This is a genomic window from Chitinophaga filiformis, from assembly GCF_900102545.1.
GTDB lineage: Bacteria > Bacteroidota > Bacteroidia > Chitinophagales > Chitinophagaceae > Chitinophaga > Chitinophaga filiformis.
In genome coordinates this window covers 608,183-631,938 of the sequence record NZ_FNBN01000001.1, presented here as the reverse complement: position 1 = coordinate 631,938, position 23,756 = coordinate 608,183, and the positions used below count along the sequence as shown (strand labels likewise).

Genomic DNA, 23,756 nt, shown 5'->3' with positions numbered 1-23,756 from the left:
GTTTAGTTATAAAATTTCAGTTAGTTCTTCTTTTGTCTGCAGCTCCATTACTAAAGCCTATCCTGTTGAACATTTCCCGCAGGCAGCTTATTATTTCGGCGCCATAGCGTTCTTCGATCTGCAGGGCATGCAGACTGGAAGTAGCATGCGTGATCATCCTGTATTGAATAAAAAGCTCGTACCGGGCAAGGATGATCTGTTGCATGATCTGACAGGATGTTCCGTAGTGTTTGACGATGATCTCCTTACCCAGGTTATCGAAGCAGTAAGTTTGCGGGGTCCCGTCGGGGTTGAAATTACCGTAGGTGTAATCGTGTATGATGTCCGTTCCTTTTCTGCCAAATTCCAGTGCCAGCTTTGTGCAGCTAATCATTTTATAGTCTTCGGCGGGAGAGGTGAGATAGCGCATCAATTGCATGATCTGTGTTTTTCCTGCGCCGATGGGGCCGGAGAGAAAAATTCCTTTCTTCAGATCTACGCCGCATTGTGCGGCCACATCTTCGTCGCGCAGCATCCATGCTATGATAGGGATCAGTACGGATAGATCTTCCTTATAGAGCATGAAGTGATCGCCAAAAAGTTGCTTTCCTTTCTGCTGCAGTTGTTGCAATATCTGGCGATAATCAAAAAGGCTTCTGATAGTCCTGGTTTGTGTTGTCACCCGGGGATGCATTTTTGTTAGTTGTAGGATTTACCGGATTTTTATCTGCCATCCATTTGTGTGCAAGTGCCTGCCAGTCCCTAATAGGCGTACCACCAGCATACCAGTCCTTACTTTCATACTGATACCAGAAACAGACAGCCTTAAAGAGCGGATATTGATGCTCACGGAAGAATTGATTGACTTCTTCCTGAGTAGGTATTGACCGTGCGTTTGAATTGGAGTTTAAAAAGTTTTTAGAGTCCTGTTTAGGAATGTGTCCCACTTCTGGGGCTGTATGTGTCCCGGATGTGGGACTGTCGGGGTTCATATCCGGGACTTGTATAGTCCCATTTCTGGTACTGGAGAAGGAAGTCATTGTAATTGACGCTGCTTCGTACTTCGTTCGTGGTGGATGATATTTGAAATATCCAGCGTTGTCAAGTTCGCGCAAACATCGATAATAGGTAGACTTGGAGCCGATCTTCGCCTTCTCCATGACCTGCTCACGATAGATCGTAAATGTTTGCCTGAACATCGTCTGATTCCAGATCCTGAACAGTGTAAGATATAAGCTTTGATGATGTGGAGTAAGCCAGTCCTGGTTATCGGCTTTCTCAAAGAATGAATTAAGATGTGTGATATAATTCATTTATGAATTAGGAATTTCATGGTTTATGAATGTTTGGAATGCTAACATCCGCATAGACGTTCAGGATTCCGAATTTGTTCTTGTGAAAATTGATTTGGGCAGGAAAATCGTATGGTATGTGTGGGTGCAGGTCCCCTATGCGACTGATGTCTTATAGAAGACCTAGTCGTAGTCGTAGTCCTAGCTGTAGACGAGCTCTTAGAACTGATTGGATTGTATGTGTATTATACTTCTGCATGATGTAAAGCAAGTAATGCTCTATGTACTACTAAGTTAAGTAAAAAAATAAATTCAAAAACTCATTTTGATAAAATTTTTTTCAAAAAGATTATTCGTAACCGTTCATCAAATTTTCACCGCATCGCAGATATGTGTTGTTCGAATGCCGTCTAAAACTGTGTGGTGGCGGGTTTCAAGTGGCGTAACATTGTGTCGTCAACCGCTGGTAATTGAGGCCGCGTCCGGGACAAGAGAGAGACGCCTTTTGTTCCACTCAAACTGGTAGGTTGGCGAAAGACAGAGACCTCTTTGGTCGAACAAGCGTCGAAGAAGCGTCGAAGAAGCGTCGAACAAGCGAGGTGTCAAATCAGTTCTAAACTTTTAAAACTTTAAACATTATGGCAAAATCAACAAACTTCGTATTGAAAGATGCATCAGGTACTATCGCTGATATGCTCACTTTAACAAAGAGGCGCTCCGGTGCCATTATTCTTGGAAAGAAAAGGGGCGAAAGTTCCATTCCCCCATCCGAGCTGCAACTGGATGTCCAGCGCAAATTTAAACGCGCAATGCAGTATGCAAAAGCGGCAATTCTGGACCCTGTTGTTAAAGCAGCCTACCAGGCGTTTGCCGGACCTGATCAAAGCGCGTACAACATGGCCGTAAAGGATTTCTTTAAACCACCTGTGGTTGAAAGCATCACTACTAAAAGCTACCACGGTGAGGTAGGTGACACTTTGCTCATCAGAGCATTGGATGACTTTAAAGTCACCGCTGTTACTGTCTCCATCCGTACAGCTGCTGGTGCAATCGTAGAAGAAGGCAATGCTGTCCTGCAGTCTAACGCCCTCGACTGGTTGTATACCGCTACTGCCGAAAATGCCGCATTGGCCGGTACTGTGATCACTGCTACTGCAGTAGATACTCCCGGTAATGAGACACCGAAGGAAGTAGTGCTGTAGTTAAACAGTCTTTATTATTCGGACTGAAGATCCCCTGCATTTGCAGGGGATCTTTGTTGTGTAATAGCAATGATTTCAATTTGAGTTACCTTCGACAAAAGTCTGGACTGGATAATGCCATCCAGAAGATTAGATATCCCATTTGTCAGAAGACGGCGACCCCGACATTACCCCATCCAATAGTTTTCAAAAAAAAATTTCTTCTCTTTTCATCTCATTTGACCTCGAAATGTAGACTATGTTAAGGAAGGGACAATAAACCGACCACGCATATGAAAATGAAACTGAACCCTGGTTCTAAGAGAAACAAGCGGACCCAACATGGCGCCTCGAATACACTATTGATAATCATGTTATTGCTTATCCCTTTCCTGCATAAGCCGGTGCCGAGTCTGCAGGGAACGATCCGGATTATTTTTGAGAAGCAGCGGAGTGCCGGTGTGGATACGCCACCACTGACGATCAACGTAGCTGTAAAAGATGAATTGATTCCTGTGGGTAGTGCCACACTGTTGCTGCTGCTTTTTTTCTATGTGAGGAGAAAGGAGGGCGCAGAAGGAGTGAATGACGAAGCAATGCCCGGTATGGAAATGGACGATGAGGAAGTGAAGGCCGCATGGAACAAGGTAAAACGCTTATTGTCTGATGAAGATAATGAGGGGGAGAATTAATTCCGCTGGACGGATATCTTAAAATTGTAATACTTCTCTACACTGGAGATCATGGTCTCTGTATCCAGGGCAACGGCAGTAGCTATTTCGCTGAAGTCCTGGTCCTGTTGCATTAACAGGTCGAATGCATGCATCATTTTCAGCATGTGAACACAGTCTTCTATGGTGATGGCGAATGTGTTCAGGAAGCCAGTTGTCAGTTCTCTTTCGGAAATCTCATACATCCAGGATATTTTCCGGATATCGTGATAGATGTTTTTATTTGCCTTCAGGTATTCGAATATCTTGTGGTAGACGTCATAGGTGTCTACATCGTCAACAAACAATGACTTATCTTCTATGGTATACTGGCGGCAGAAGATGTTGAACAGATCGGTACAGCAGCGTTCCAGGTATACCGCTGCCTCCTGCCGGAGATAGCGACAGGTCAATATTTTTGTGATCAGCAGGTGACTGACAGCATTTATAACATATGGGTGTTTGTTAATAACCCGGTTGCCGGAAGCCATTTCAAGGAGCCGTTGATGCATGACCGGGTAGCTCTTTGCCAGTTGATGCATATGTTCAGGTAGTATGTTAAGGTGGAAGGACACCGCTTTAGTACCGGCTTCCAGTGGAAGATAGCTTACGCCGGGCCTCAGATGAAAAAGATTGCAGGTGTCTTCTTCGAGCTGGAAGGGAATCGAATGTGGCATCCTGATACTGAGACTACTTTCAAACAGATAGTGCAGCGTATACAACGGGAAGGGCACAAATGGACAGATTACCTGGTCCTGGTAGGACATGATATCATGTACCCACAGGGAAAATTTTCCCAGCTGCAGGTGCTGGGAGAGAATATGAACGTTCGCCTGTTGCCAGCTGTGAATCCCCGCAAAGGGTAATATTAACTGAAGATATTCTTCCGGTATCCGTGCCGCATTGGTATCTGAGGTACGCTTACCTTCTAACGGTAGCAGTTTGGCATCTCCTTGCGATAAGGGTGACATTTTAATGGGGGTTTGGAGTATAACAGTCAGGGTTTAACAATAGTTCGTTTTTTTACCTCTTCCTGCAACATTAATTTGATAGAGGTAAAAGGAGAAAGGCCGGGCTTGTGTTGCCAAAGCCAGGAATAGATCTCGGTTGTGACTGACCATGCCGCTGCCTTGTCTTTCAGACGCAGGTAAGCGTCCAGGAATACACGCTGGCGATAAGATATAAACAATATTTCCAATGCTTCTATATCGCCTTTCCGGATCCTGCTTAGTAGCAGTCGTTCTTCCGCGATGCTTAATTTATGGGACATCATTTAAGGTAATATGTAATATGCTATCCTTGTCAAAAGAATATTTAAACCTGTCTGACTCAATTAGCACAGTAGAATTAAGAAAGTGAGTAATGAGAGAACCTCTGAGCATTGTCCTTTTGACAAGATCTATCTGGTCTTGTGCCTGGGGAACATCCACTTTGACCTGATAAGGGAAACAACGTTCCATTACGCGGGCCAGGTTTCTTAATGTAGCCTCGGTGCAGATATACTTACCCCGTTGCCAGGAAAATATTATATCCGGGTTGAATTTTGCCTTACTGATAGCTGTTCCCTTTCGCCAGCTGGCAACAGAATCTGGCTCCATCGTGATAGATCCGGCTTCGTTTTCTACCTGAATTTTACCGGTTTTCAACGCTGCCTGTATACTTCCCTGTTCCTCTGTGTTGATATTAAACGAGGTACCCAGCACCCTCACTCTGCTCTTTTGTGGTAATTCAACAATAAATGGCCGTGTTGGATCAGGAGCTACGGTTATAAAAGCTTGTCCGCTGATGGCAATTTCGCGAAGACTTATTTTAGGATCCAGGCGAAACGTTACAGATGTTTTACCGTCAACGTACACGCTGCTCTTTTCAGGTAAGATGAGTTGGTAAGTTTCTCCTCTTGGGGTAACGAATCTGGCTTCAGGAAAGCCATTGATGGGGCCACTAATAGAGAATCTCCTGTGTTGCTTATCCGATGACAGATGAGGTATCCTGTTCCCGCTTATTGTATCAAGCCGAATGAAGCTGCCGTCTGCAAACAACAGTAACGGATATTTATACATAGCAGCTTCCAGCACCATAGTATCCTTCGACTCATTTGCCTGCTGCCGGTATTTGTAAAGAAATGCCCCCAAGGTGGTTAAAAGGAACAAAAGTATCGTAGCCCCGGGGCTACGGAGCGAACGGATCTTTCTTTTTATTTGCTGCTTTTTCAGTTTGGTCAGTGACCGCTCTATCGATACTTCTTCTTCCCGCACTCCTTTCATGTCTCCTTCCGTAAGCAGTTTGATAACGTTGGCACGATGAATGACGGCCGCAGGATTGTCCTGCAGGATTTGCCGGAGCACAGCAGCATCTTCCGGTGTGATATTGCCCACCAGCTCATCAATCACCAACTGTGTTATCTGTTCTTTGTCCAATGGCACCGGGTATTATATGTAAAGCTTCCTTATCAGAAAAAAGTATGATCAGAACATTTTAAGCGAATAGAACTTCGCCAGGCGTTTGAGCGCCTCCGAGATATATTTTGTTACAGTCGTGGGAGATACCCCCATTTTCAGCGCGATCTCTTTCTTTTCCATTTCCTTCAGGTAACAAAGTATGATAGCCGTTTTCAATTGAGGAGGCAGGGAGTTGATGGCTTCCATTAGTTCCCCCTGGTTCTCTGCTTCTTCCATCCGGTTGACAGCAGGCACAAAATCCCTTAGCGTCAGTCCATATGCTTTGAGTACCTCTTCCTCTCGTTTCGCTTTAGTGTTAAATGTAATGCATCGGTACTTTACCGCATTAAGTAAATATCCCTTTACGTTTTTGGTAATATTCATGGCTTCCTCCTTCTTCAATAGCGACAGGAAGAGCTCATTGACTACATCTTCTGCATCCTCCCTGCTCGGTAATAACATACGCGCATGATAAAGCATGGTTTTGTAGTAGAGTGTGTGTAGTTCGGCGAGAGTTTTTATTCCACCCTCTCTTAACCGGATGATCAGGTCCTGATCATCTGAATTTTCATTTAGGGGCATTTTGTTGCTGTTTGAGAATAAAAAATGATTGGTTAAACGGCAAATTATTAAATGGATCGCGAGCAGTAGGTTAATGAGTAGTTAACAAAAAAAATAGTAAAACGGGCATGAAGAAAAATGCAGTTTGTGAGACTATATAAGTGGCGGGGAATAATTGAACGGTTACAATTATAAAACCTCTAAGAGGAAAACTATGAATAAGATCTCCCATACCTGCAGCCAGCTTTTTGGAGGCATTGTCGTAGGTCTGATGTGTTTCTGTGCTGTTGGCACCGCAAGTGCCCAGGCACCGGAGCAGGACTCTATTGTAACATTTTCAAAGGATAGTATGATGTTGGGGGAAGCGATTGATTCGATAGAACAACGGACAGATTATGTTTTCGAACGTAATAATATCAATCTTAAGCAGATCGTGCCTGTGAGATATAAGAACATACCTGTCCGCCAACTTTTGGCAATATGGTTTAAAGATAAACAGGTTAAGTACACGATCCAGGGATGGTATGTTGGACTCAATGCTAAAATGCTGGTACCCACTAAATCAGATGTCATCCGCATACTGTATGGGACGGTCACTGATAAAAACGGACGGCCCATAGATAAGGCGTCTATACGGCTGAATAATGCCAAAAGTGGGACAACAACAGATGTCAATGGAGATTTCTCATTGTTTAATGTAAAGATCGGTACCGCTATCAGTATAAGTTGTGTAGGTAGCATTACTCATGATACCACGGTACCCGCAAATAATATATTAAATATCACGCTGGAAGAACAAACAAACATTGTAAAGCCAGTTGAGGTAACAGAGAATAAGCCAAAGAGGCGTCGTCGGGTGGATAGTACATATCATTTCCCGGGCATGAAAGATATCACCATGGGCGCACAATCCAATATGGTAGATGACCTTAGCGGAAAGATACCGGGCGTGTTGTTGCAGCGGAGTAGTGGCCGGTCTGCTGGCGCCAGGAGTATGGAGATAAGAGGCCCTACCAGTTTAAACAGGAACAGCCAGGCTTTATATATTATCGATGGCGTAATCATCACGCCGGATTTCAAAGGGGGAGAGGGTACTATGAGTCAATACAGTTCCACACTGTCTTATCTTTCCACCGCAGACATAGACAAAATTATAGTCTTGAAAAGTGCCATTGCTACTGCCTTGTACGGAGCACGGGGCGCTAATGGCGTAGTGCTGATCTTTACTAAAAGAGCCAGCCATACAGACAAGACACATGTGATGGCAGATATCTCTTATAGTTTTGGCAAGATAGCACGTCGGGAGCCTTTATTAAATACAGAAGGGTATATTCAATTGCGTTGGGATGCATTGAACAATGACGGCCTGCAACCAACAAGCAAGAAGGCGCCAGACATACTGAATTGGGATCAGCATCAGTATACTGACTGGCAGAAGGAGTTAATAGGTAATACTGCTCAATACAAGGATGCTATCCTTACTGTTTCAGGAGAAAAGGCTGCTGTTCAGTATAGGGTAAGTGGAAATTACCGGGTGAATTCAACTCCATTTATGGAGGAGGGCAGCCAGTATGGTGATCGTAAGTATGGCCTGCATGGCAGCGCCAATATGAAACTGCTGAAGAACCGCCTCCTTGTCACGGTAACAGGGCTGGCCAATATGAATGAAACCAGTCTGCCGGGTGCTGACCGCACCACAGGTATTTCACTACCTCCTAATGCGCCCCCATTGTTCAAGAACGGAAAGATCAATTATGAATCGGGTAGTTCCGTTGTCTCCCAACCGGATTTTAAAGGCAGCATATCCAATATACTTACAACTACCAATATCAATTATCATGTTAATAGCCAATTGAGTTTTATGCTAATGGCGGGGTATCACCGCATGGGAGCACATACTACCTCAATCATGACTATTGCAAAGAGAGGAAGAGAAGGGCAGGGTAACTTAACAGCATCTTCAACGGAGAACCGTTACCTCTCCCGGACTTTTGTGGTGGAACCTTCGGCCCAGCTTGACCTCCGCTATGACTCTCATAAAGTGGTGTTGAACCTGGGAGCAGCTTATAACAGCATCTATGCGGGCAATACAACGATCGATGCCAGCGGCTACCTGCGTGATAGGGATATCCTGCATTATGAGACAATAAAAAACGTAAAGCTGACGCCGTCCTTTAATCGTTACAAATATGCAGGCGCGCATGCTCATCTGAATTACGGCTGGAAAGAGCGATATACACTGGAGCTGATCTTACGCTTAGATGGCAGCAGCCGTTTTGGGAAAGATGAGCAGGTGAACTTATTCGGTGGTGGCGCGGTTGGCTGGGAGTTTGGGCGGGAGGCCTTTATACAGCATGCGATGCCGGGCCTCAGTTATGGCAAAGTACAGTTGGGATGTTCAGCTACGGGAAATGATCAGATAGAAGATTACCAGTATGCGGGCAGTTATCAGCCAGCTGGTAGCTATCAGTCTGTAGAAGGACTGACGGCAGCCAAACAGCAGAACAGCGCTTTAACAGGTGGAATGACCTACAAGAAAGACCTCACTGTCAATCTTGGTTTCCTCGACAACAAATGGGAGATGGAAGCTGCCTATTATCATAACCGGTCAAGACATCAGCTGGTAGAATATCCGTTGCCTGATATGGCGGGTGGCGGAACCATTCAGCGGAATATGCCGGTAGCTATCCAGAACAATGGCGTAGAGTTGACGCTGAATGCAAAGCTGGTACAACGTAAGCACTGGGGTATGGGCATACGGTTGAATGCCTCTGTAGGTACCAATACCCTGCTTTCTTTCCCAGGTATGACGGCTGCGCCCTCGGGGCAGACGCAGTTAAAACGTCCATTAAGAGAGCTGTTTTATTACGGCTTCTACGGTGTTGATCCGAGGAATGGGGAGTACCTGTACATGAATAAAGAAGGCCACACGGTGAACGCGACGGCACTGACTGAAAATGACCGGACGGTGGCTATCAATACATCTCCCCGGCTTTATGGCGGCTTTGGTGTTAACATGGCTTTCTATGGTTTTGAGCTGGCTTGTTCCGGGCAATATATGGTGCGTACAGCCGAAAATGCCATCATTGACAAGGTGCATATACCAGGCACTATGTGGAATCAGAATGTCTATGTCGATAGTCGTTGGAGGATGATAGGCGATAATACACTGGTGCAAAAGGCCACACAGGCATCTTCCGCTGAGGCGGACTACAAAAAGTATGTGAACAGCACAGCTATGTTTACCAATGTGTGGTATCTACGTATGAATAACCTGACTGTTGCCTGGCAGTTCAGGCAATACCGCATCTATTGTAATGTCAGCAATCTTCTTACGCTTACCAATTACAAATCTCTGGACCCGGAGACCCTCAGCAGAACAGTTTTACCCTTTATGCGCATCTTTAAAATAGGTTTTCAATATTATTTTAAATAACACCACATGCGAGTACTGTTTTTATGTTGCCTGTTGTCTTATACCTGTTTGTCATGTAGTAAAATTGTCAATATCGGGGAGCCATCAGATAAAATAGTGGCAGAAGAAGTATACAGTTCAGATAGTGGAGCGATTGCCGTGATGGCGGGTATCTATTCCATTATCAATAGCAATGAACTGTCGGCAGGTGGAAAGGGGATCTCTGTTTTCTGTGGATTGTACTGTGATGAACTGGGCTTAATGGAAGGGAACCAGGAATTCCAGCGCTGTTATGAGAATACATTATCCGCTGATGATAGCCCATTCTGGGCGCCCCTCTATAAATGCATCCAGCATTGCAATATGTTGCTCAAAGGTCTCGATGGGACAAACGCATTAACATCCGCTATAAAACAACAACTCACCGGAGAGGCGAAGTTCATCCGGGCATTCTGTTATTTCTACCTCGTCAATTTCTTTGGCGATGTGCCCCTGCTAACCACTACGGATCTTAATACCAATACCACCGCAGGTCGTAGCAGTATTGAACGTGTATATGACCAGATCGAAGACGACCTGGGGAATGCTATATCCCTGTTAAGGGAAGAATACCTGGATGGGGATGCACAGACGATTGTCAATGAACGGCTGCGCCCTAATAAATGGGCTGCGGTTGCATTGCTGGCCCGGGTATACCTGTATAGGAAGAAATGGGTAGCGGCGGAACGGGAGGCCACGAATATCATTGCACGTAGCAGGCTGTATGCCATTCCTACACTAACGGAGGCTTTCAGGCCACACAGCAGTGAATTGATCTGGGCTTTGGAAAATACGAATGCTACCGGTGTGAACGAAGATGCTGCGCTGCTCGTATTGCAGGATGGTCCAGACAGGGAACAACATCCTTTGTTTGTGAATAAACACCTGCTGAAGACTTTTGAGCGGGGAGACCAACGCCTGGCAACATGGATAGGGATAGACAGCACAGGCGACAGTATTTATTATTACCCACATAAATATAGGTTAGCGGAAGATGGACAAGCTACTACACCTTACGTGGTGGTGTTGCGATTAGCAGAGGTTTTGCTGATCAGGGCAGAGGCTAAAGTATATATGAATGACTTTGCCGGCGCCAGGAATGACCTGAATGTATTACGGCGGAGGGCGGGACTAGGGTATGTCGTAGCAACAAACCGTCAGGCCTTGTTAAAGGCTATTGAACAAGAGAGACGAGCAGAGCTTTTTACTGAATGGGGGCACCGCTGGCTGGATCTGAAGCGTTATGAAAGAGCAGCAGAAGTGATGTCTGCAGCAGCCTCCGAAAAAGGAACTACCTGGGCCGCTTATAAACAATTATTTCCCATCCCTTATGGAGACATCATGTTAAATCCTTCACTGAAGCAGAATGACGGATATTAGCATTGATCTCTAAAGTTGAGCCGGCTTCTAGTATACAGGTTTGTCTATTCTAGCTATAATTTTAGCTTAAAATTTACAGCTATGAAACGGGCAAGGACAATTCTGTTCATCATTGTACTGTCGGCGGTAACGGCAGGCATCACCGCATCTAAATCCCTGCGGGGATTGAATAATTTGTACATGACGGTAAGTACGCGTGTGACTATTAATATGGCAAGTCGCTTGATCACGATGGCTACTACGTCACCCTACCGGAATTTTGCGACCACTGCCACACAGCCTACGGTGAATGCTGGCAGGCCGTTGTACACCAGTGTAACATTGACCTGGGTAACCATAGGCGGCGTACCATATACTTATGATGCGCCTTCAGGGCTGCCCTGGACGAGCACCCTGGTATATGACGATGAAGGTCAATGATCATTCTTTTTTGGTCGCTTCTTTTATGAGGTATTCCATGAACAGGAAAGCGAAGGAAGTCATCACCAATATAGGGAATAGTTGAAACCGTAAAGCGATGGGCGAGGCAAATATACTGAACCCGAAGTTTGTTAGCCAGAGGCAGACCACGAGCAATAAGCCTTTACCCATCAGCGGCCGCTGTTTGTAACCTTGTAGTAAGAGAAACCCGAGCATTCCCAGGAAAAAGATCACATTCATCGTACCCACCAGGATGGGATAGAAGTTCAATATATCTACCTTGAAGTCCTTGAACTTCGTGGTGATCTTATTGCTTTTATATTCAAACCACATCTGGGCGATAGGAGATACACTATCCACGCCAGTACTGTAATATTCCAGGAACTCAATGGGCGGGGCATAATACTTCAGTGCATTCGGCCAGAGATAGTATTTGGCGAAGGCCATCGGATATTGCTTGATGATGTATTTCCCGTATTCTTCATAGAAAGGCGATACACTGGCCCAGCGCTTAAGCTCAGGAGCCGTGGAGTCTTTCTTGAACTGATCATGCATGTATTTACGCAATGGCAGGCCGGGTGTCCACATGTAGACAGTGCTGGCCATCATCATTTCAAATGGGTATTTAGGATTATTGAACGTACTGTCAAAATATTGCGTAATCATTTTATCCAGTACCTGGTACTTTTTAGGTACAGGCTTCCGTTGGTCTTTAGGCACGAACTTGTAGGCATACATGGCATTGTTGGCCATCTGCCAACCGGTAAATGGCGTGAAGATCCGCTTCTTGCATAGATCGTAGTACTTGGCTTTGTTATATTCAATGAAGCTTCCTATTAATATGATACAGATCGCTAATCCCAGTACCTTTCGTAGGATGCTTTGTTTAGAAAGCAAAAATGCGATGCCCGCGATCAATGGATAATAAAGTGCATTATATCTTACTGTGAATGCCAGGAATAGTACCAGGGCATGGTAGATCATCAGCTTGCGGGACGGCCGGTATATGATCCAGAGCAATATAGTAAACCAGGTAATGCTCAAAGAGAGGAACAATGTATCGCTGGATACATAATTAGCCAGGTAGAGAAACACAGGATTGAACAACATAAAGCCGAATAATCCTATCCTGGTATACCGGTGTGGATCATAGAAATAGAACAATGTAAATACCAGGGATAGCAGGCTTGCCTGCAGCATTAAATATTGGAATACTACCAGGGCGGTATCTGAATGTGTAAATACGCTGAAGAGGCGTATGAACATAGAGTATCCTACCGGGTAGGTATTGATGGATAAGTTCTGGTGCGCCGTTTCCATGTATGCATAGGAATCTCCGTTAATGTAACTGGCAAATGGATAGAGGTATTTGAAGAACATTAACTGGAGAATGATCCCGATAATGGCTGTCCATACGTAAGGGCGGTTATTGGGGTCTTTGAAAATATATTCTTTGAGGCTCGGGTTACTCATGGGGAGCTTGATTGTGGTTAACGGGTTTTTTAAAGATATGCGGTATATCGGGAGGAATAGTTAGGAGATAGAGAGAATTTGTGTTTCTGTACTGCGTTGAAATGTGCATGATGTCTGTGTTAAAATCTGTTAAACAATGATGGATTGATGAGTACCAACGTAGTTATTTATCCGACCGGGGTATGAATTATGATGAATATGTTGAACATCCCTAATGCTAAGGTCGGTTTGTATAAAGACCTGCTGCAAAAAATAACCTCGTACCAGGACCGGTTGTCGGTACGTTATGTACTGGAGAAACTATTGATAGCAGACTCGCAGAGCACTGCTGTGGACCACGACACGATGATGGAGTATTTAAGCGCTGGCACTATCCAGCTATTGCTGATGAACGATTTCATTCTTAAACATGAGACGCCGTCAGGTATCTACTATGAATTAAGTAATGATGAGTTGATCTCGGAATTGGAGGAATATGCCAGTATTGCTCCTAATAAGGAAATTTTTGATAATGAACCGTTGGCGCAGATCACACTCAAGACCTGGAGACAAAGACAGGATAAGCTGGCACGTGATCAGCGCGTGCAGCATTTGTTGCTTCAAATAAAAAAGAAGCGCGAAGCGAAATTAAGAGCCTTTCTTTATGAGGTGGTGGTACCGATTGTTTGCATTCTGCTGTTGGCGGGACTCATATTTGGTGTGACACATCTGCTGGAGTAATAGCATATAGTAATACGCTATCTCCTAAGTATTATCCCGGTTAAACAGGTTATATTACTTGTGTTAACCATCTATACGATATGAAACAGCTACTCCTTTTGTTTGCCCTGGGTCTGGCCAGCTGTACCCAAGCTCCTCATGCCGACAATATGCCAACGGATCCGAAAGCATTACCACCCATTGTATTGCTGAAGGGAGATACTGTATCGAAGTTCAGTACAGACAGTCTTGCCAAAGGGCGTCCTACTATGTTATACTTTTATGGTCCGGGCTGTAAGCCATGTGATACGATGTCGCAGAAAATGGCGGCTGCAATGGATACCCTGAAAGATATCAATATCCTTTTCATCAGTGCGGGCAGCTTTCATGATGTGAAGATCTACCAGGAGAAATATAATTTCGAAAAGTTCCCGAATGTGAAACTGGGATTAGATTATAATAATGCCTTTTTCAGATTCTATGGTGGGCAGGCATATCCCTTATTGGTATTCTATGATAAGAATAAACAGATCAAAAGGGCAAACTATGGCTCACTACCATTGGATACCGTCCGTGCGATCATTGATAAGTAGCACTTCTGATACAGGCATAGTAATCTCTTAACTGCATGAGCATATTCGTTACATTCGGATATTCGCTGATGCTGGCTATTTCTTCTGCAGGCGTATTGGCTTTCTGCAGCAGGTCATATATGTGCATCATCCTGCACATGTGCATGTATTCATGGATGGTTAACGCAAAATGCTGCTTGAATTCAAATGCCAATTGTTTACCGCTGGCTTTGAATATATATCCTAATTGAACAAGCGTATGTTTTACAAAAGGATGTGCCTGGAGGTAGTTGAATAAGCGGTGTATTTTACCCGCATTCAAAACACTCTGCGACATCAATGGCTGATTGGCCATGGATTCCTGGGCGGCGATGTTTCTCAACAGGTCTATACAGGCACGGAACAGGAAAGGATATGCTCTTTTGGGTTCATACCTGCAGGAAAGTATTTTCTCTAAGAGGAAGTCGCATACCAGGTTGCTTTGGTATGGATGTGCATTGATGGGGCCAACTCCCGTAGGTACTTTATTTGCCAGAATCTCCAGGCTTGGGAATTCTTCTACCATGTTCTTTAATACATCCTGTTCAATATTGATATGAATGGAGAGTATCTTCTTTCCTTCGGCAATGGGAATACGGTGTAGTCCTTTAGGCAGGTTGAAGAAATTGAATTCCTTTTCCTCCAATAAGTAACTGGGCGCTGTTGGATCTTCGAGGTGGAGGCTATCTTCATATATACCATGTAAGCTCCACATATGTGAAGGAATGCAGGGGCATAATACAAAGTTTTTCTTCGCCCAGATATCATGTATCCATAATGAGAATGGTCCGAAGTCAATATGCTGGGATAGGATCTCTGCTTCTGCATCATCACGGTAACAGTGACCAGCTGCAGGGATGATGAGTGACTGACATTCCTCCGGGATATCTGCAGGAGCAATGTAACTGGGATTTAGTTTTTCAAGGAGCAGCAGTTTATTTACGCTGTATGGTGAAGTATTCATGGATGGTTATTTAATGTATGCAAATAGGCGGGATGCTTTATACAACTTCCACTTCGCGTAAACGGGTACGGATCACTTTCAACGCACGGCTCACCTGGTTTTTTACTACCTGTGGCTGGATGTTTAGGTCCTGTGCAATTTCTTTATGGCTCCAGTCCTGCAGATACAGTAGTTCGAATACTTTCCTGCATGCAGGAGCGGATACGTGTCTGGCTGCTTCCCGGATCTGTTGTCCCAGTTCTTTATTTTCCAGGTTGCGGGGCACTGCACTTTCCGGGGAGGTATAGTAGGTATGTGATACAAACCTGCGGGCTACCTCATTGCGCCGGCATTTGTAGGCATATTGCAAATGTACTGCCCTATACAGATAATGTTTAAGGGATATACTAATAGTAAGATCCCTACGCCGCTGCCATAAAGAAGTGAAAATCTCCTGTACTATATCTTCCGCTTCCTGTTGGTTACGTATCTTCTGATATGCTTCCACTATAAGTTGCGGACCGAATTGTTTGTAGAGCGTAGAAAAAGCTGTTGCATCGCCTTTTTTCACTGACAATAATAGTTCTTCTTCCTGAAATAACATCATTTTACATTCAAAACTGCATGACAAAATTTTAAAAAACAATAACGTTAACGTATGTGTAGGACACTGTCATTATCAACATGATAATCAAAGTGTCCTGTAAATTTTAATGCATCGAGGAAATACTGAATGGGCCTTGATTTGTCTATATAACCTGTAAAGCGACGTTGACTAGTGCAGGTATTGTTATTAATAACTTTCATACCATACCATCTTCTCAGAACACCGCACATTTCATCGATGGTTGCGGCATGAAAAATGTAAGCCCTGTCTCTCCATGCTAATAATTCTTCGGCGTCAAAACGTGTCGCCTGCATACGTTGACCTTTCTGGTATCGTATTGCAAATCCTGGTTTCAGCATGATCGTGGTGTCATCAGCTTTCAGTTTGATGGAGCCTTTTACGAGTGCGATTTGTTCGTGGGCATTGTCGTAGGTGTTTACGTTGAACTCTGTGCCGAGCACCTGTACGGTGCTGTTGGGCAGGTGTACAATAAAGGGCTTTTTCGGATTTTCGGCTACTTTCAGGTAAGCTTCTCCCTGTATAGTCACTTCACGGGTATTGCCTGTGAACGCTACGGGGAATGCCATCTTTGAGGCGGCGTTTAACTGTACTTCGGTGCCATCGGGGAGTTTGATCTTATAGTCTTGTCCGGCGGGTACGGAGATCATTGCCATGCCCTCATTACGCTTCCCTTTGAGGGATACCTGTTTTTGTGTTGCATTGAGTGTCACATCTCCGACGGTAACGTGTTGCTGCGTGCTGCCCAGGTTTACTACTTCACCATTGGGCAGCTGCAGAGCAACAGTTTTCAGGGGAGACAATCCATGGACAACTGCCTTAGGCTGGCTAGGCTTTGTTGGCTTAAAAGATATATAGATGCCGGAGGCCACTGAGGCCATAAATGCAAGGCTGAGCGATGAGCGTACAATGACCCTGATCCATTTCCTTTTACGGATCCTGGCCCATACTTCTTCAATGGGCATTTGTTCGGGTGACAGGGCTAAGAAGGCCTGTTCCTCAGGTCCCGAAAACTGTTCGTAGATGGCGTTTCGGATAATAAGTGCTTCCGGCTCCTCTTCGAGCAGTTTTTTGAGGGTGGCGCTGTCTTCAGGGGTAATGATTCCCCCCAATTCGTCCAGCACCAGTTGTTCGATTTGGGTTTCATCTATCTGCATGATACCTTAGTCGTGAAAACTGGTGAAAGGTACTTATGACAGACTATGTTTCAGGTTTTCGCGCAGCACTTTCAGCGCGCGGTGGATGTGGTTCTTTACAGATTGGACATTGATGTCCATTTCGGTGGCAATTTCTTTCAGGCTTTTTTTGTACAGGTATAGCTGTTCGAAGGCCTGCCTGCTGGCGGGCGTAATGCTGTTAATAGCTGCCGCCAGCTGCCTGCCGAGTTCTTTATTTTCTATGTGGGAGGTGGTGGTATAGGTGTCGGCCAGCCAGGTATATTGTTGTTTTTTATCGCGTGTACTGGTCTTTTTACGGATCAGGTCTACGCATTTATTCCGGACCACCTGTACCAGATAAGCTTTCAGACACTGTGGTACTTCCAGGGAGTTCTTTCTTTCCCATAACCAGAAGAACACTTCCTGCACAATATCATTCCCTTCATCAGCGTCCTGTAAACGATTATAGGCTTCTACATATAAACGTTTGCTATAGCGGTTAAAGATGGCATTGAAGGCTGTTTCGCTACCGTCCTGCAGCAGCTTGAAGAGTTGTTCGTCGTTGTAACCGTCTAGATGCATACACCAACAGAAATATAGTTATACAATGAGCTTTTTGGGACCTCAAGGGATAATAAACAGACATCTGGGGGAGAACAATGAACGTACATTATACGCTTGCTAAGCTACTGAATCTCAATTTGCCGGAAGTTAATACGGTGTTAATGGCGACAGATTTTTTCTACAAATGAGGATTTAAGTTTTTGTTAATTTTTTTTTGGGTACTTTTTAGAATTCACGTCGACCCACTACTGGAAACTGACTCATTTCAGATTAGCTAATAAGGACGTTTAACCATTGTAACGGAGATATGGGAATGCTTAAATAAAGAGCCAACCATATTCGTTTTTTGACTGATTCATTCACTGAATTATGTCTTGTGGTAAAAATTATGTTTACGTCTGTCTCTTAAGGATGCTCAAAGCTACTTTAAAAAAATAATTAAGCGTTATGAGATGCATTTTCATGCCTGAAAATAACCTGATCGGCAGTGAGTATTATTATTTTCAATTGCGCCAATATGTGTTTTATATACTTCTTGATTAAATAACATCTTCCACTTAATTGGTCGTTATACGTATGTCAGGGGAATCTCCAAATATTGCCATAATTCTTTTCAAGGGCCAAGAGTTGCCTTTTGAACAGGTTTACAAAAGTACTTTTAAATCATTGCTTATGAAGGCCAGAATCATGCTCAATGATTTGGCAAAATCAGAGGATGTAGTACAGGATCTGTTTATGACATTGTGGGAACGAAAGAATGTCGAAATAAAAGGAAACTCAATTGAGGCCTACCTTATGATGGGGATACATTATAGATGTTGGAGCCTACTTAATAAACAGCGCAGAGTTGAATCGAGAATGCGAAAATATGCCTATGATATTTTATTGACAGAACAAGCTGACTTTTCTTTTTCGAGCGATGACTCACTTTTGAGTAGCAAATTAAACCTATTGAAAATGGGTTGGCAACAGCTGTCGCACAATCAAAGAGAAGCTATTAAGAAAATTTTTGAGGAAGATAAAAGCTATAAGCAAGCAGCTGCAGAAATGAATATAAAGAAGAATACATTAAATTCTCACCTTGAGCGCTCACTTGGGAAATTTAGAAATTTATTTCAACAAGAATGTTCTATGTCATAATTATAATTATCCAATACCTTGATTTTCCCAAATTTGACAAAAGGAATTTTTATAGTCGGCTATGGCTGTCCATTACTAAATAACCACCATAGTATGGACTTGAATGGCATTGAAAGCAAATTTTATAATCGATATGATATTTTTATTTAACCTTATTTTTCTTTATATAATAAAGAGTTATAGTAGTATCATGTTATATGTTAATGTTGGGGACATTATTTCAAGTTGATGCCAAATCAAACCCGTAATAGTTCTCACTTCTTTAAAAGACTTCGCTATGAAGATGCCTTTACATTGTACATATGCCTGGTTGTTTCAATGTAACCCAAAAAATTGCATAGAATCTACATTTACTGTATCCTCAACATTTTAATAATCTCCAATTTGGCATTTATAATTTCTGTGTTATAATATTGTAGACCTTCTCGCTGTTTAACTATGTTAGTAATAATCATAGGGCAGAAGCAGAAACAAGGGAGTGTAGTAACCTAATCATTATTATGTCGAGTACAAGAAATGCTGCTTAATAAAGATTATCAGATGGTAATATCGCTACTTTCTGGTAGTTGATGCGTATTCGTCATGGCAAGTACATCTTGTTAAAGATTTCAGTCAGATATAGATTTGCCTGAAAAGTATCATATCATGTCCGATTTCCTCTCTCCGGCAACAGTATAGCATCGCATGTCTATCAATGAAAAGAAGAAGCTGTTCACAAAATGGCACAAAGTAATCTTACCATGAAGTGGATGAGGTATGAATATAAACAAGTGTTGCCTAAAAGCCCAATCGCAATAAAAAATGCTTTTTCTCCAAACTTTGCAATATAAAGACTAAGTAAGGATTTGCACAATTAGTTACCTTTGTATAAGAAACGACAATCATATTTACGACAATTTTAAAAAGTCAGTTGAAAGTACTGGAATTATTAAGCAATGAAGAATTATTGGATACTGTTGATCGAGAATATACATCCAAAAAAAGCCAAAACCATCCAGATATAATATTCCAAAATTTCTAATGAAGACGCGTGGCGTGGTGCATGATGGAATATATGGGTTCAGTCATATTGCATGGCTTGGATATTATCTGAACCAAGCACAGATTTAAGCAAATGGGCAACCGAAAAACATTTTTCGTCTTGGCTGAATTTATGTCCCGACAATAAGATCTCAGAAGGAAAGTTGATCAGTAGTCTATAGCCCGCTAAAATTGCTTTTTTACGGAGAAAAGCTAAATAGCTGAATCGATCTGTTGCTTAATAATTACCATTTGTTAACAATGACATACTTGAAAAAAGTATTTTTCCTTAAGGGAATATCGTCTATTAGAATAAAATTATCCGATCGGATACATCACACAAGGTTACTGCTTACCACCTTGTAGTGTGGTTATAGGCAAGAGTAAGCCTATTATTTTATTAATAAGTTTCGCCCTTTTTAAGAGAAAAGGCAAATAAATATGTATAAAGCAAAAACAATCTTGACGACTGTGGCAATATTAGCATTAGTAGGAGGAGTTCTGGCTTTGAAAATAAATAGAATTTCAAATTTCTTTTATAGCAACGGAACGACTTTAACTACGACTGTTTTAGGTGGACCGCTCGTAACCATGACGTATTGCACGGTGCCGTTTGCAACTGCGTACACAACACAGCCAAGGCCCTTTGTGTTTTCTAAAACAACCTGCTGGCATACCACAAGCATTTTATCAACATGTCCCTGCACGATGGTAGTCTATGCAACTCTATAATGTGGTAAATGCCTACTGCGCCGCAACGGTCCCATGCATAAGTGATCAAAATGGGGTGCGCGCAAGCCGTTAGAAAAGCGTAGGTAGGTTTTATTTATTTGTTACAAATTTTACCTTTTGAGTCGAAGATAAGTATCCCTCCGAGCAAGTGCATATTGTTGAAGGTCGGGGCAATAATTAATTTTGCTGCAGTATCCAGTTATGAGGCAGTAATTTAGAAAGGTCTTTATTAGGATAGGAAGATATGCGTGACAATACATCCTTGAGCCATGTGGATGGGTTAATTTTGTGAAGTTTACAGGTTCCTAGCAAGCTGTATAACATCGCAGACTTTCTGGCAGCTTCATGAGATCCGGAGAACAGGTAGTTTTTACGGCCTATGGCAACAGGACGTACACTATTTTCAATCGCATTGTTGTCTATCAGTAATTTCCCGTCTGCAGTATAAGCACTTAATTTATCCCAGCGTTTCAGGTTGTAAGCTAGTGCTTTGGCAATTGGGCTTTTGGGTAGCACTTGTTCATACTCATGCCTCATCCATTCCTTCATTAGCTGCAGGATTGGTACAGATTGTTCTTGCCTGACTTCGGTACGCATGGCAACAGACAGTTGCTGTTCTGTACAATTCCTTTCTATAATATAGAGTTGCTGGATCAGATTCAGGGCATGTTCAGCACGATTTTTATCGCTATCCATCGCTTCGATAAAATAACGGCGGGCATGTGCCATACAATGGATCAAACTAATGCCTTTGCTTTCGGCAATGTCGTCATACACGCCAAAGCCGTCAGTTTGGAGAATACCCTTGAAGTTTTCAAGCATTGTTGAAGGGCCTTCTTTATTGCGCCCTTCCTGATAGTCAAAGACAACAAGTCTGTTAATGCAGTCCTGGTAGAGCCAATAATAGCCGCGGTGAGTTTTTCCTTTTTTCTCCTTATCCAACACCGGGCATGGCGTTTCATCTGCTTGCAGATACCCGCTGTCAAGCGTTTGTTTAACCAGCGCATCATACAATGGCCTGATTAAGCTACTGGCGCCAGCCACCCAATCACTTATTGTAGAATAAGGAAGCTTTACACCAGCTCTTTCAAAACGCTGCATCTGGCGATGCAAAGGCAGATGATCAACATATTTGTCTATAATCAGCTGTGATAATAACCCCGGTCCGGCTATACATTTGTCAATTGGCTGTGGTGGAAGATCTGCGATGATGATATCACATTCTGTTTCGCTACCACCCGGTAATAAATATTTGGGCCGAATGTATTTCTTCACATATAATTCAGCGGGGATACATTCCAGTTGTTCTGTTTCCAACTGGCCGATTTTTTTACTTCCCTCCGGAATGTTGTCCGGCTCAAGAATAATTTCTTCCCTGCGCAGATGTTCGGGAAGTTTGGCTCGTCCGGGATGAACTACCGGTGTAGTAACAATATTGGTATGGATATATTCAATCTTTCGGGATGTGACTGTTGCATTGGCTGTCTGATCTACTGCCATATCCAGTGATAACTGTCCTGACGTATTACCCTTGGGAACAAACTTCTCCTGACGACTGCCGAATATCATCTTCTTTAGTTGCTGCAATTCATGCTGAAGCTGCTGTAGTTTAAAATTGAGCAGCTCATTCTCCTTCTGAGAGGTCAGATACAAGTTCCTGTAGTCGTTATTCTCTATTGGGGTGTTCATCATTGCAATAATAACAATCCAACTGCAATTAGATGTTAGCAGGATGTTAATGAAACACATTTTCTTTGCGATAGCGCTTTCTATAGTGGACTTTACTCAGACCTATGCCTTGTAGGATCAATACTAACTGACTATAGTTGATTACTATATGCCTTTGATCATGAAGAAAAACAGGTAGCTCGAAAGTACCTGCCTCCAGTCTTTTGTGGAAAATGGCAAATCCATCTCCCTGCCAAACCAGGATCTTGATTTGGGTACATCTATTATTGAGGAAGATAAATACATCTCTTAATAATGGATCCGTTTGCATCTGTTCTTTGACAATTGCAGCAAGACTATAGAAACTCTTATTGATATTGACCGGTACTCTGTAAAGGAAGTATCTGCAATCGGGATTAAGTGCAATCATTTCTTGTCAATGTGTAGCAGTTCATTCAGAAATGCGGCCGTTACGGGGTGATGAATGACCAGGCGGCTATTGTCAGGTAACAGATACTCGACAAAGGGCACACTCATACTTACTGCCTGATCTGGAATAATTGAGATGAACTGGTTGGTGACCTTTCTCCTGGGAGGGCGCTTACGCCCCATGTCAAACTGTTTTATCCATGTTCTGAGGCCAGATAAGGGGATTTGCTTTTCGAGACAAAATGCCTTCATGGTGAGATTACTTTGTTGCCAATCCATGAGCAACTTCTTTTTTTCATTGATAGACCTGCGATGCTTCACAGGCGTCGTGGGGGAAATCGACATGATGTGAATTACTTTTCAGGCAAATCTATATCTGGCTGAAATCTATAACAAGATGTAATTGCTCGGAGAGATACGAAGATAAATACCATATGCAAAAAAAGCAAAATCCACTTTGACGGCAGTTACAAATCTATATCTGACTGAATCTTTAACAAGAGGTACTTGCCCGGAGGGATACGCGGCGAGGAAACCTAGGTAGAAATGGAAGATGATATAAGGCGTGCTCCGGAGGCATATCGTCTATATCCGCAGAATGACGAGATTGTCTCGATGCCTCCGGAGGCGCAGAAGAAGTATTGGCTTAATTCCAGGTTGGTTCGTTCTTTTTCATTTTTTCTAGATTATTAGCTATCTCCTTGTGATCAGGGAGCGCTTTTACTGCTTTTTCTTGCCACTCAATAGCTTTTTGTTTGTTCCCAGTTTTGTAAAGAAGGTTGGCGTATGTATCATAAGCTTGATAATTAGTTTGATCAAAATGTTCGATAGAATATTTCATTGTGTTGATTGCCACATTTAAGATAGAGCGGTCAGTAATATGTTCGAATATCGGCCATGAAAGATTGTTGATATGGTATTCACTACGACTATATGCAGTTTTGTAGTATAGCGCATAGTATTTTCCGAAATTCTCCCAATCTTTTTTTTCATAGTGGTATATCATCCTAGCTCCATATATTTTTTCCTCGCCTATAAGGCCATATTTTTTTTTTGCATTTCTCTCAATTTTATTCCAGTCCGGTGTTGTGTTTTTATCTTCAAGTGCAGGTGCAATTAGTTCTTTCGTGACTACCGTTCTGATCTGATTAATCGAATCTTGGTTTAATGTTATTTCTTGTGCATTCGCCCAAAGAGGCACAGAAATCAATATAGCAAATGTAGTTTTCCTTAGAAGCATAGTAAAAAGTTTAATTGTTTATGAATGATTGTTCTGTCTT

23 protein-coding genes are annotated in these 23,756 nt (G+C 43.0%); 8 read left to right on the top strand and 15 right to left on the bottom strand.

From position 1 onward, the window contains the following. Positions 1-16 precede the first annotated feature (16 nt). Complete coding sequence (locus BLR32_RS02585; RefSeq protein WP_143011338.1) at positions 17-661, bottom strand: ATPase; 645 nt, start codon at positions 659-661, stop codon at positions 17-19. Next, positions 624-1,292, bottom strand: a complete 669-nt coding sequence (locus BLR32_RS02580) for a hypothetical protein (protein ID WP_089828676.1) — start codon at positions 1,290-1,292, stop codon at positions 624-626. The genes BLR32_RS02585 and BLR32_RS02580 overlap by 38 nt, the downstream gene beginning before the upstream one ends. 617 nt (positions 1,293-1,909) lie before the next feature. On the opposite strand from BLR32_RS02580, the gene BLR32_RS02575 reads away from it, so the two are divergent. Both BLR32_RS02575 and BLR32_RS02570 read left to right on the top strand, forming a co-directional pair. Next, positions 1,910-2,473, top strand: coding sequence for a hypothetical protein (locus BLR32_RS02575; protein ID WP_089828675.1), 564 nt, complete (start codon positions 1,910-1,912; stop codon positions 2,471-2,473). Between the two features lie 272 nt (positions 2,474-2,745). Further along, positions 2,746-3,144: a hypothetical protein gene (locus BLR32_RS02570; RefSeq protein ID WP_143011337.1), complete on the top strand. Its 399-nt coding sequence runs from the start codon at positions 2,746-2,748 to the stop codon at positions 3,142-3,144. Here the strand turns inward: BLR32_RS02570 and BLR32_RS02565 are convergent. From BLR32_RS02565 to BLR32_RS02550, 4 genes are read right to left on the bottom strand one after another with little or no spacing between them, the layout of a single operon-like run. Further along, complete coding sequence (locus BLR32_RS02565) at positions 3,141-4,133, bottom strand: hypothetical protein (protein ID WP_089828673.1); 993 nt, start codon at positions 4,131-4,133, stop codon at positions 3,141-3,143. The genes BLR32_RS02570 and BLR32_RS02565 overlap by 4 nt on opposite strands. A gap of 26 nt (positions 4,134-4,159) precedes the next feature. Continuing rightward, the gene (locus BLR32_RS02560; protein ID WP_089828672.1) at positions 4,160-4,432 is read right to left on the bottom strand and encodes a hypothetical protein; all 273 of its coding nucleotides are present in this window, start codon (positions 4,430-4,432) and stop codon (positions 4,160-4,162) included. Continuing rightward, complete coding sequence (locus tag BLR32_RS02555) at positions 4,422-5,579, bottom strand: FecR family protein (RefSeq protein WP_089828671.1); 1,158 nt, start codon at positions 5,577-5,579, stop codon at positions 4,422-4,424. The genes BLR32_RS02560 and BLR32_RS02555 overlap by 11 nt, the downstream gene beginning before the upstream one ends. 48 nt (positions 5,580-5,627) lie before the next feature. Continuing rightward, positions 5,628-6,182 carry an RNA polymerase sigma factor gene (locus tag BLR32_RS02550; protein WP_089828670.1) on the bottom strand — a complete coding sequence of 185 codons (555 nt, stop codon included), beginning with the start codon at positions 6,180-6,182 and terminating at the stop codon, positions 5,628-5,630. Between the two features lie 193 nt (positions 6,183-6,375). Between BLR32_RS02550 and BLR32_RS02545 the strand changes: the two genes are divergently transcribed. The 3 genes from BLR32_RS02545 (at position 6,376) to BLR32_RS02535 (ending at position 11,415) form a co-directional block, all read left to right on the top strand. Continuing rightward, complete coding sequence (locus BLR32_RS02545; RefSeq protein WP_089828669.1) at positions 6,376-9,597, top strand: SusC/RagA family TonB-linked outer membrane protein; 3,222 nt, start codon at positions 6,376-6,378, stop codon at positions 9,595-9,597. Between the two features lie 6 nt (positions 9,598-9,603). Further along, positions 9,604-10,995, top strand: a complete 1,392-nt coding sequence (locus BLR32_RS02540) for a RagB/SusD family nutrient uptake outer membrane protein (RefSeq protein ID WP_089828668.1) — start codon at positions 9,604-9,606, stop codon at positions 10,993-10,995. Positions 10,996-11,076: 81 nt separating this feature from the next. After that, complete coding sequence (locus tag BLR32_RS02535; protein ID WP_089828667.1) at positions 11,077-11,415, top strand: hypothetical protein; 339 nt, start codon at positions 11,077-11,079, stop codon at positions 11,413-11,415. On the opposite strand, the gene BLR32_RS02530 is transcribed toward BLR32_RS02535, so the two are convergent. Further along, entirely contained in the window at positions 11,416-12,888 is a 1,473-nt protein-coding gene (locus BLR32_RS02530; protein ID WP_089828666.1) for a hypothetical protein, read from the bottom strand. It abuts the gene before it with no gap. 198 nt (positions 12,889-13,086) lie between these two features. On the opposite strand from BLR32_RS02530, the gene BLR32_RS02525 reads away from it, so the two are divergent. Together BLR32_RS02525 and BLR32_RS02520 are read left to right on the top strand one after the other, a co-directional pair. Continuing rightward, positions 13,087-13,608, top strand: a complete 522-nt coding sequence (locus BLR32_RS02525; protein ID WP_143011335.1) for a hypothetical protein — start codon at positions 13,087-13,089, stop codon at positions 13,606-13,608. Between the two features lie 80 nt (positions 13,609-13,688). After that, entirely contained in the window at positions 13,689-14,180 is a 492-nt protein-coding gene (locus BLR32_RS02520) for a TlpA family protein disulfide reductase (RefSeq protein WP_089828664.1), read from the top strand. Here the strand turns inward: BLR32_RS02520 and BLR32_RS02515 are convergent. The 4 genes from BLR32_RS02515 to BLR32_RS02500 are packed head-to-tail and all read right to left on the bottom strand — an operon-like array spanning position 14,167 to position 17,505. Next, entirely contained in the window at positions 14,167-15,162 is a 996-nt protein-coding gene (locus tag BLR32_RS02515; RefSeq protein ID WP_089828663.1) for a helix-turn-helix domain-containing protein, read from the bottom strand. The genes BLR32_RS02520 and BLR32_RS02515 overlap by 14 nt on opposite strands. Before the next feature lie 37 nt (positions 15,163-15,199). Next, positions 15,200-15,748 (bottom strand): RNA polymerase sigma factor, encoded by a 549-nt coding sequence (locus BLR32_RS02510; protein WP_089828662.1) that lies wholly within the window; start codon positions 15,746-15,748, stop codon positions 15,200-15,202. A gap of 44 nt (positions 15,749-15,792) precedes the next feature. Further along, on the bottom strand, positions 15,793-16,923 hold the full coding sequence (locus tag BLR32_RS02505; protein ID WP_089828661.1) for a FecR family protein: 1,131 nt from the start codon (positions 16,921-16,923) through the stop codon (positions 15,793-15,795). A gap of 33 nt (positions 16,924-16,956) precedes the next feature. Continuing rightward, positions 16,957-17,505, bottom strand: a complete 549-nt coding sequence (locus BLR32_RS02500; protein WP_089828660.1) for an RNA polymerase sigma factor — start codon at positions 17,503-17,505, stop codon at positions 16,957-16,959. Between the two features lie 558 nt (positions 17,506-18,063). On the opposite strand from BLR32_RS02500, the gene BLR32_RS02495 reads away from it, so the two are divergent. Beyond that, the gene (locus BLR32_RS02495) at positions 18,064-18,627 is read left to right on the top strand and encodes an RNA polymerase sigma factor (protein ID WP_089828659.1); all 564 of its coding nucleotides are present in this window, start codon (positions 18,064-18,066) and stop codon (positions 18,625-18,627) included. Positions 18,628-20,556: 1,929 nt separating this feature from the next. On the opposite strand, the gene tnpC is transcribed toward BLR32_RS02495, so the two are convergent. From tnpC to BLR32_RS02470, 4 genes are all read right to left on the bottom strand, one after another. Continuing rightward, a complete protein-coding gene (tnpC, locus tag BLR32_RS02485) occupies positions 20,557-22,068 on the bottom strand; it encodes an IS66 family transposase (protein WP_176842137.1) in 1,512 nt (503 codons plus the stop codon). Positions 22,069-22,114: 46 nt separating this feature from the next. After that, entirely contained in the window at positions 22,115-22,477 is a 363-nt protein-coding gene (gene tnpB, locus BLR32_RS34575) for an IS66 family insertion sequence element accessory protein TnpB (RefSeq protein ID WP_089828656.1), read from the bottom strand. Then, entirely contained in the window at positions 22,474-22,821 is a 348-nt protein-coding gene (gene tnpA, locus BLR32_RS02475) for an IS66 family insertion sequence element accessory protein TnpA (RefSeq protein WP_089828655.1), read from the bottom strand. Before tnpA ends, tnpB begins: the two co-directional genes overlap by 4 nt. 301 nt (positions 22,822-23,122) lie before the next feature. Further along, complete coding sequence (locus BLR32_RS02470; protein WP_089828654.1) at positions 23,123-23,716, bottom strand: tetratricopeptide repeat protein; 594 nt, start codon at positions 23,714-23,716, stop codon at positions 23,123-23,125. Positions 23,717-23,756: the final 40 nt, after the last annotated feature.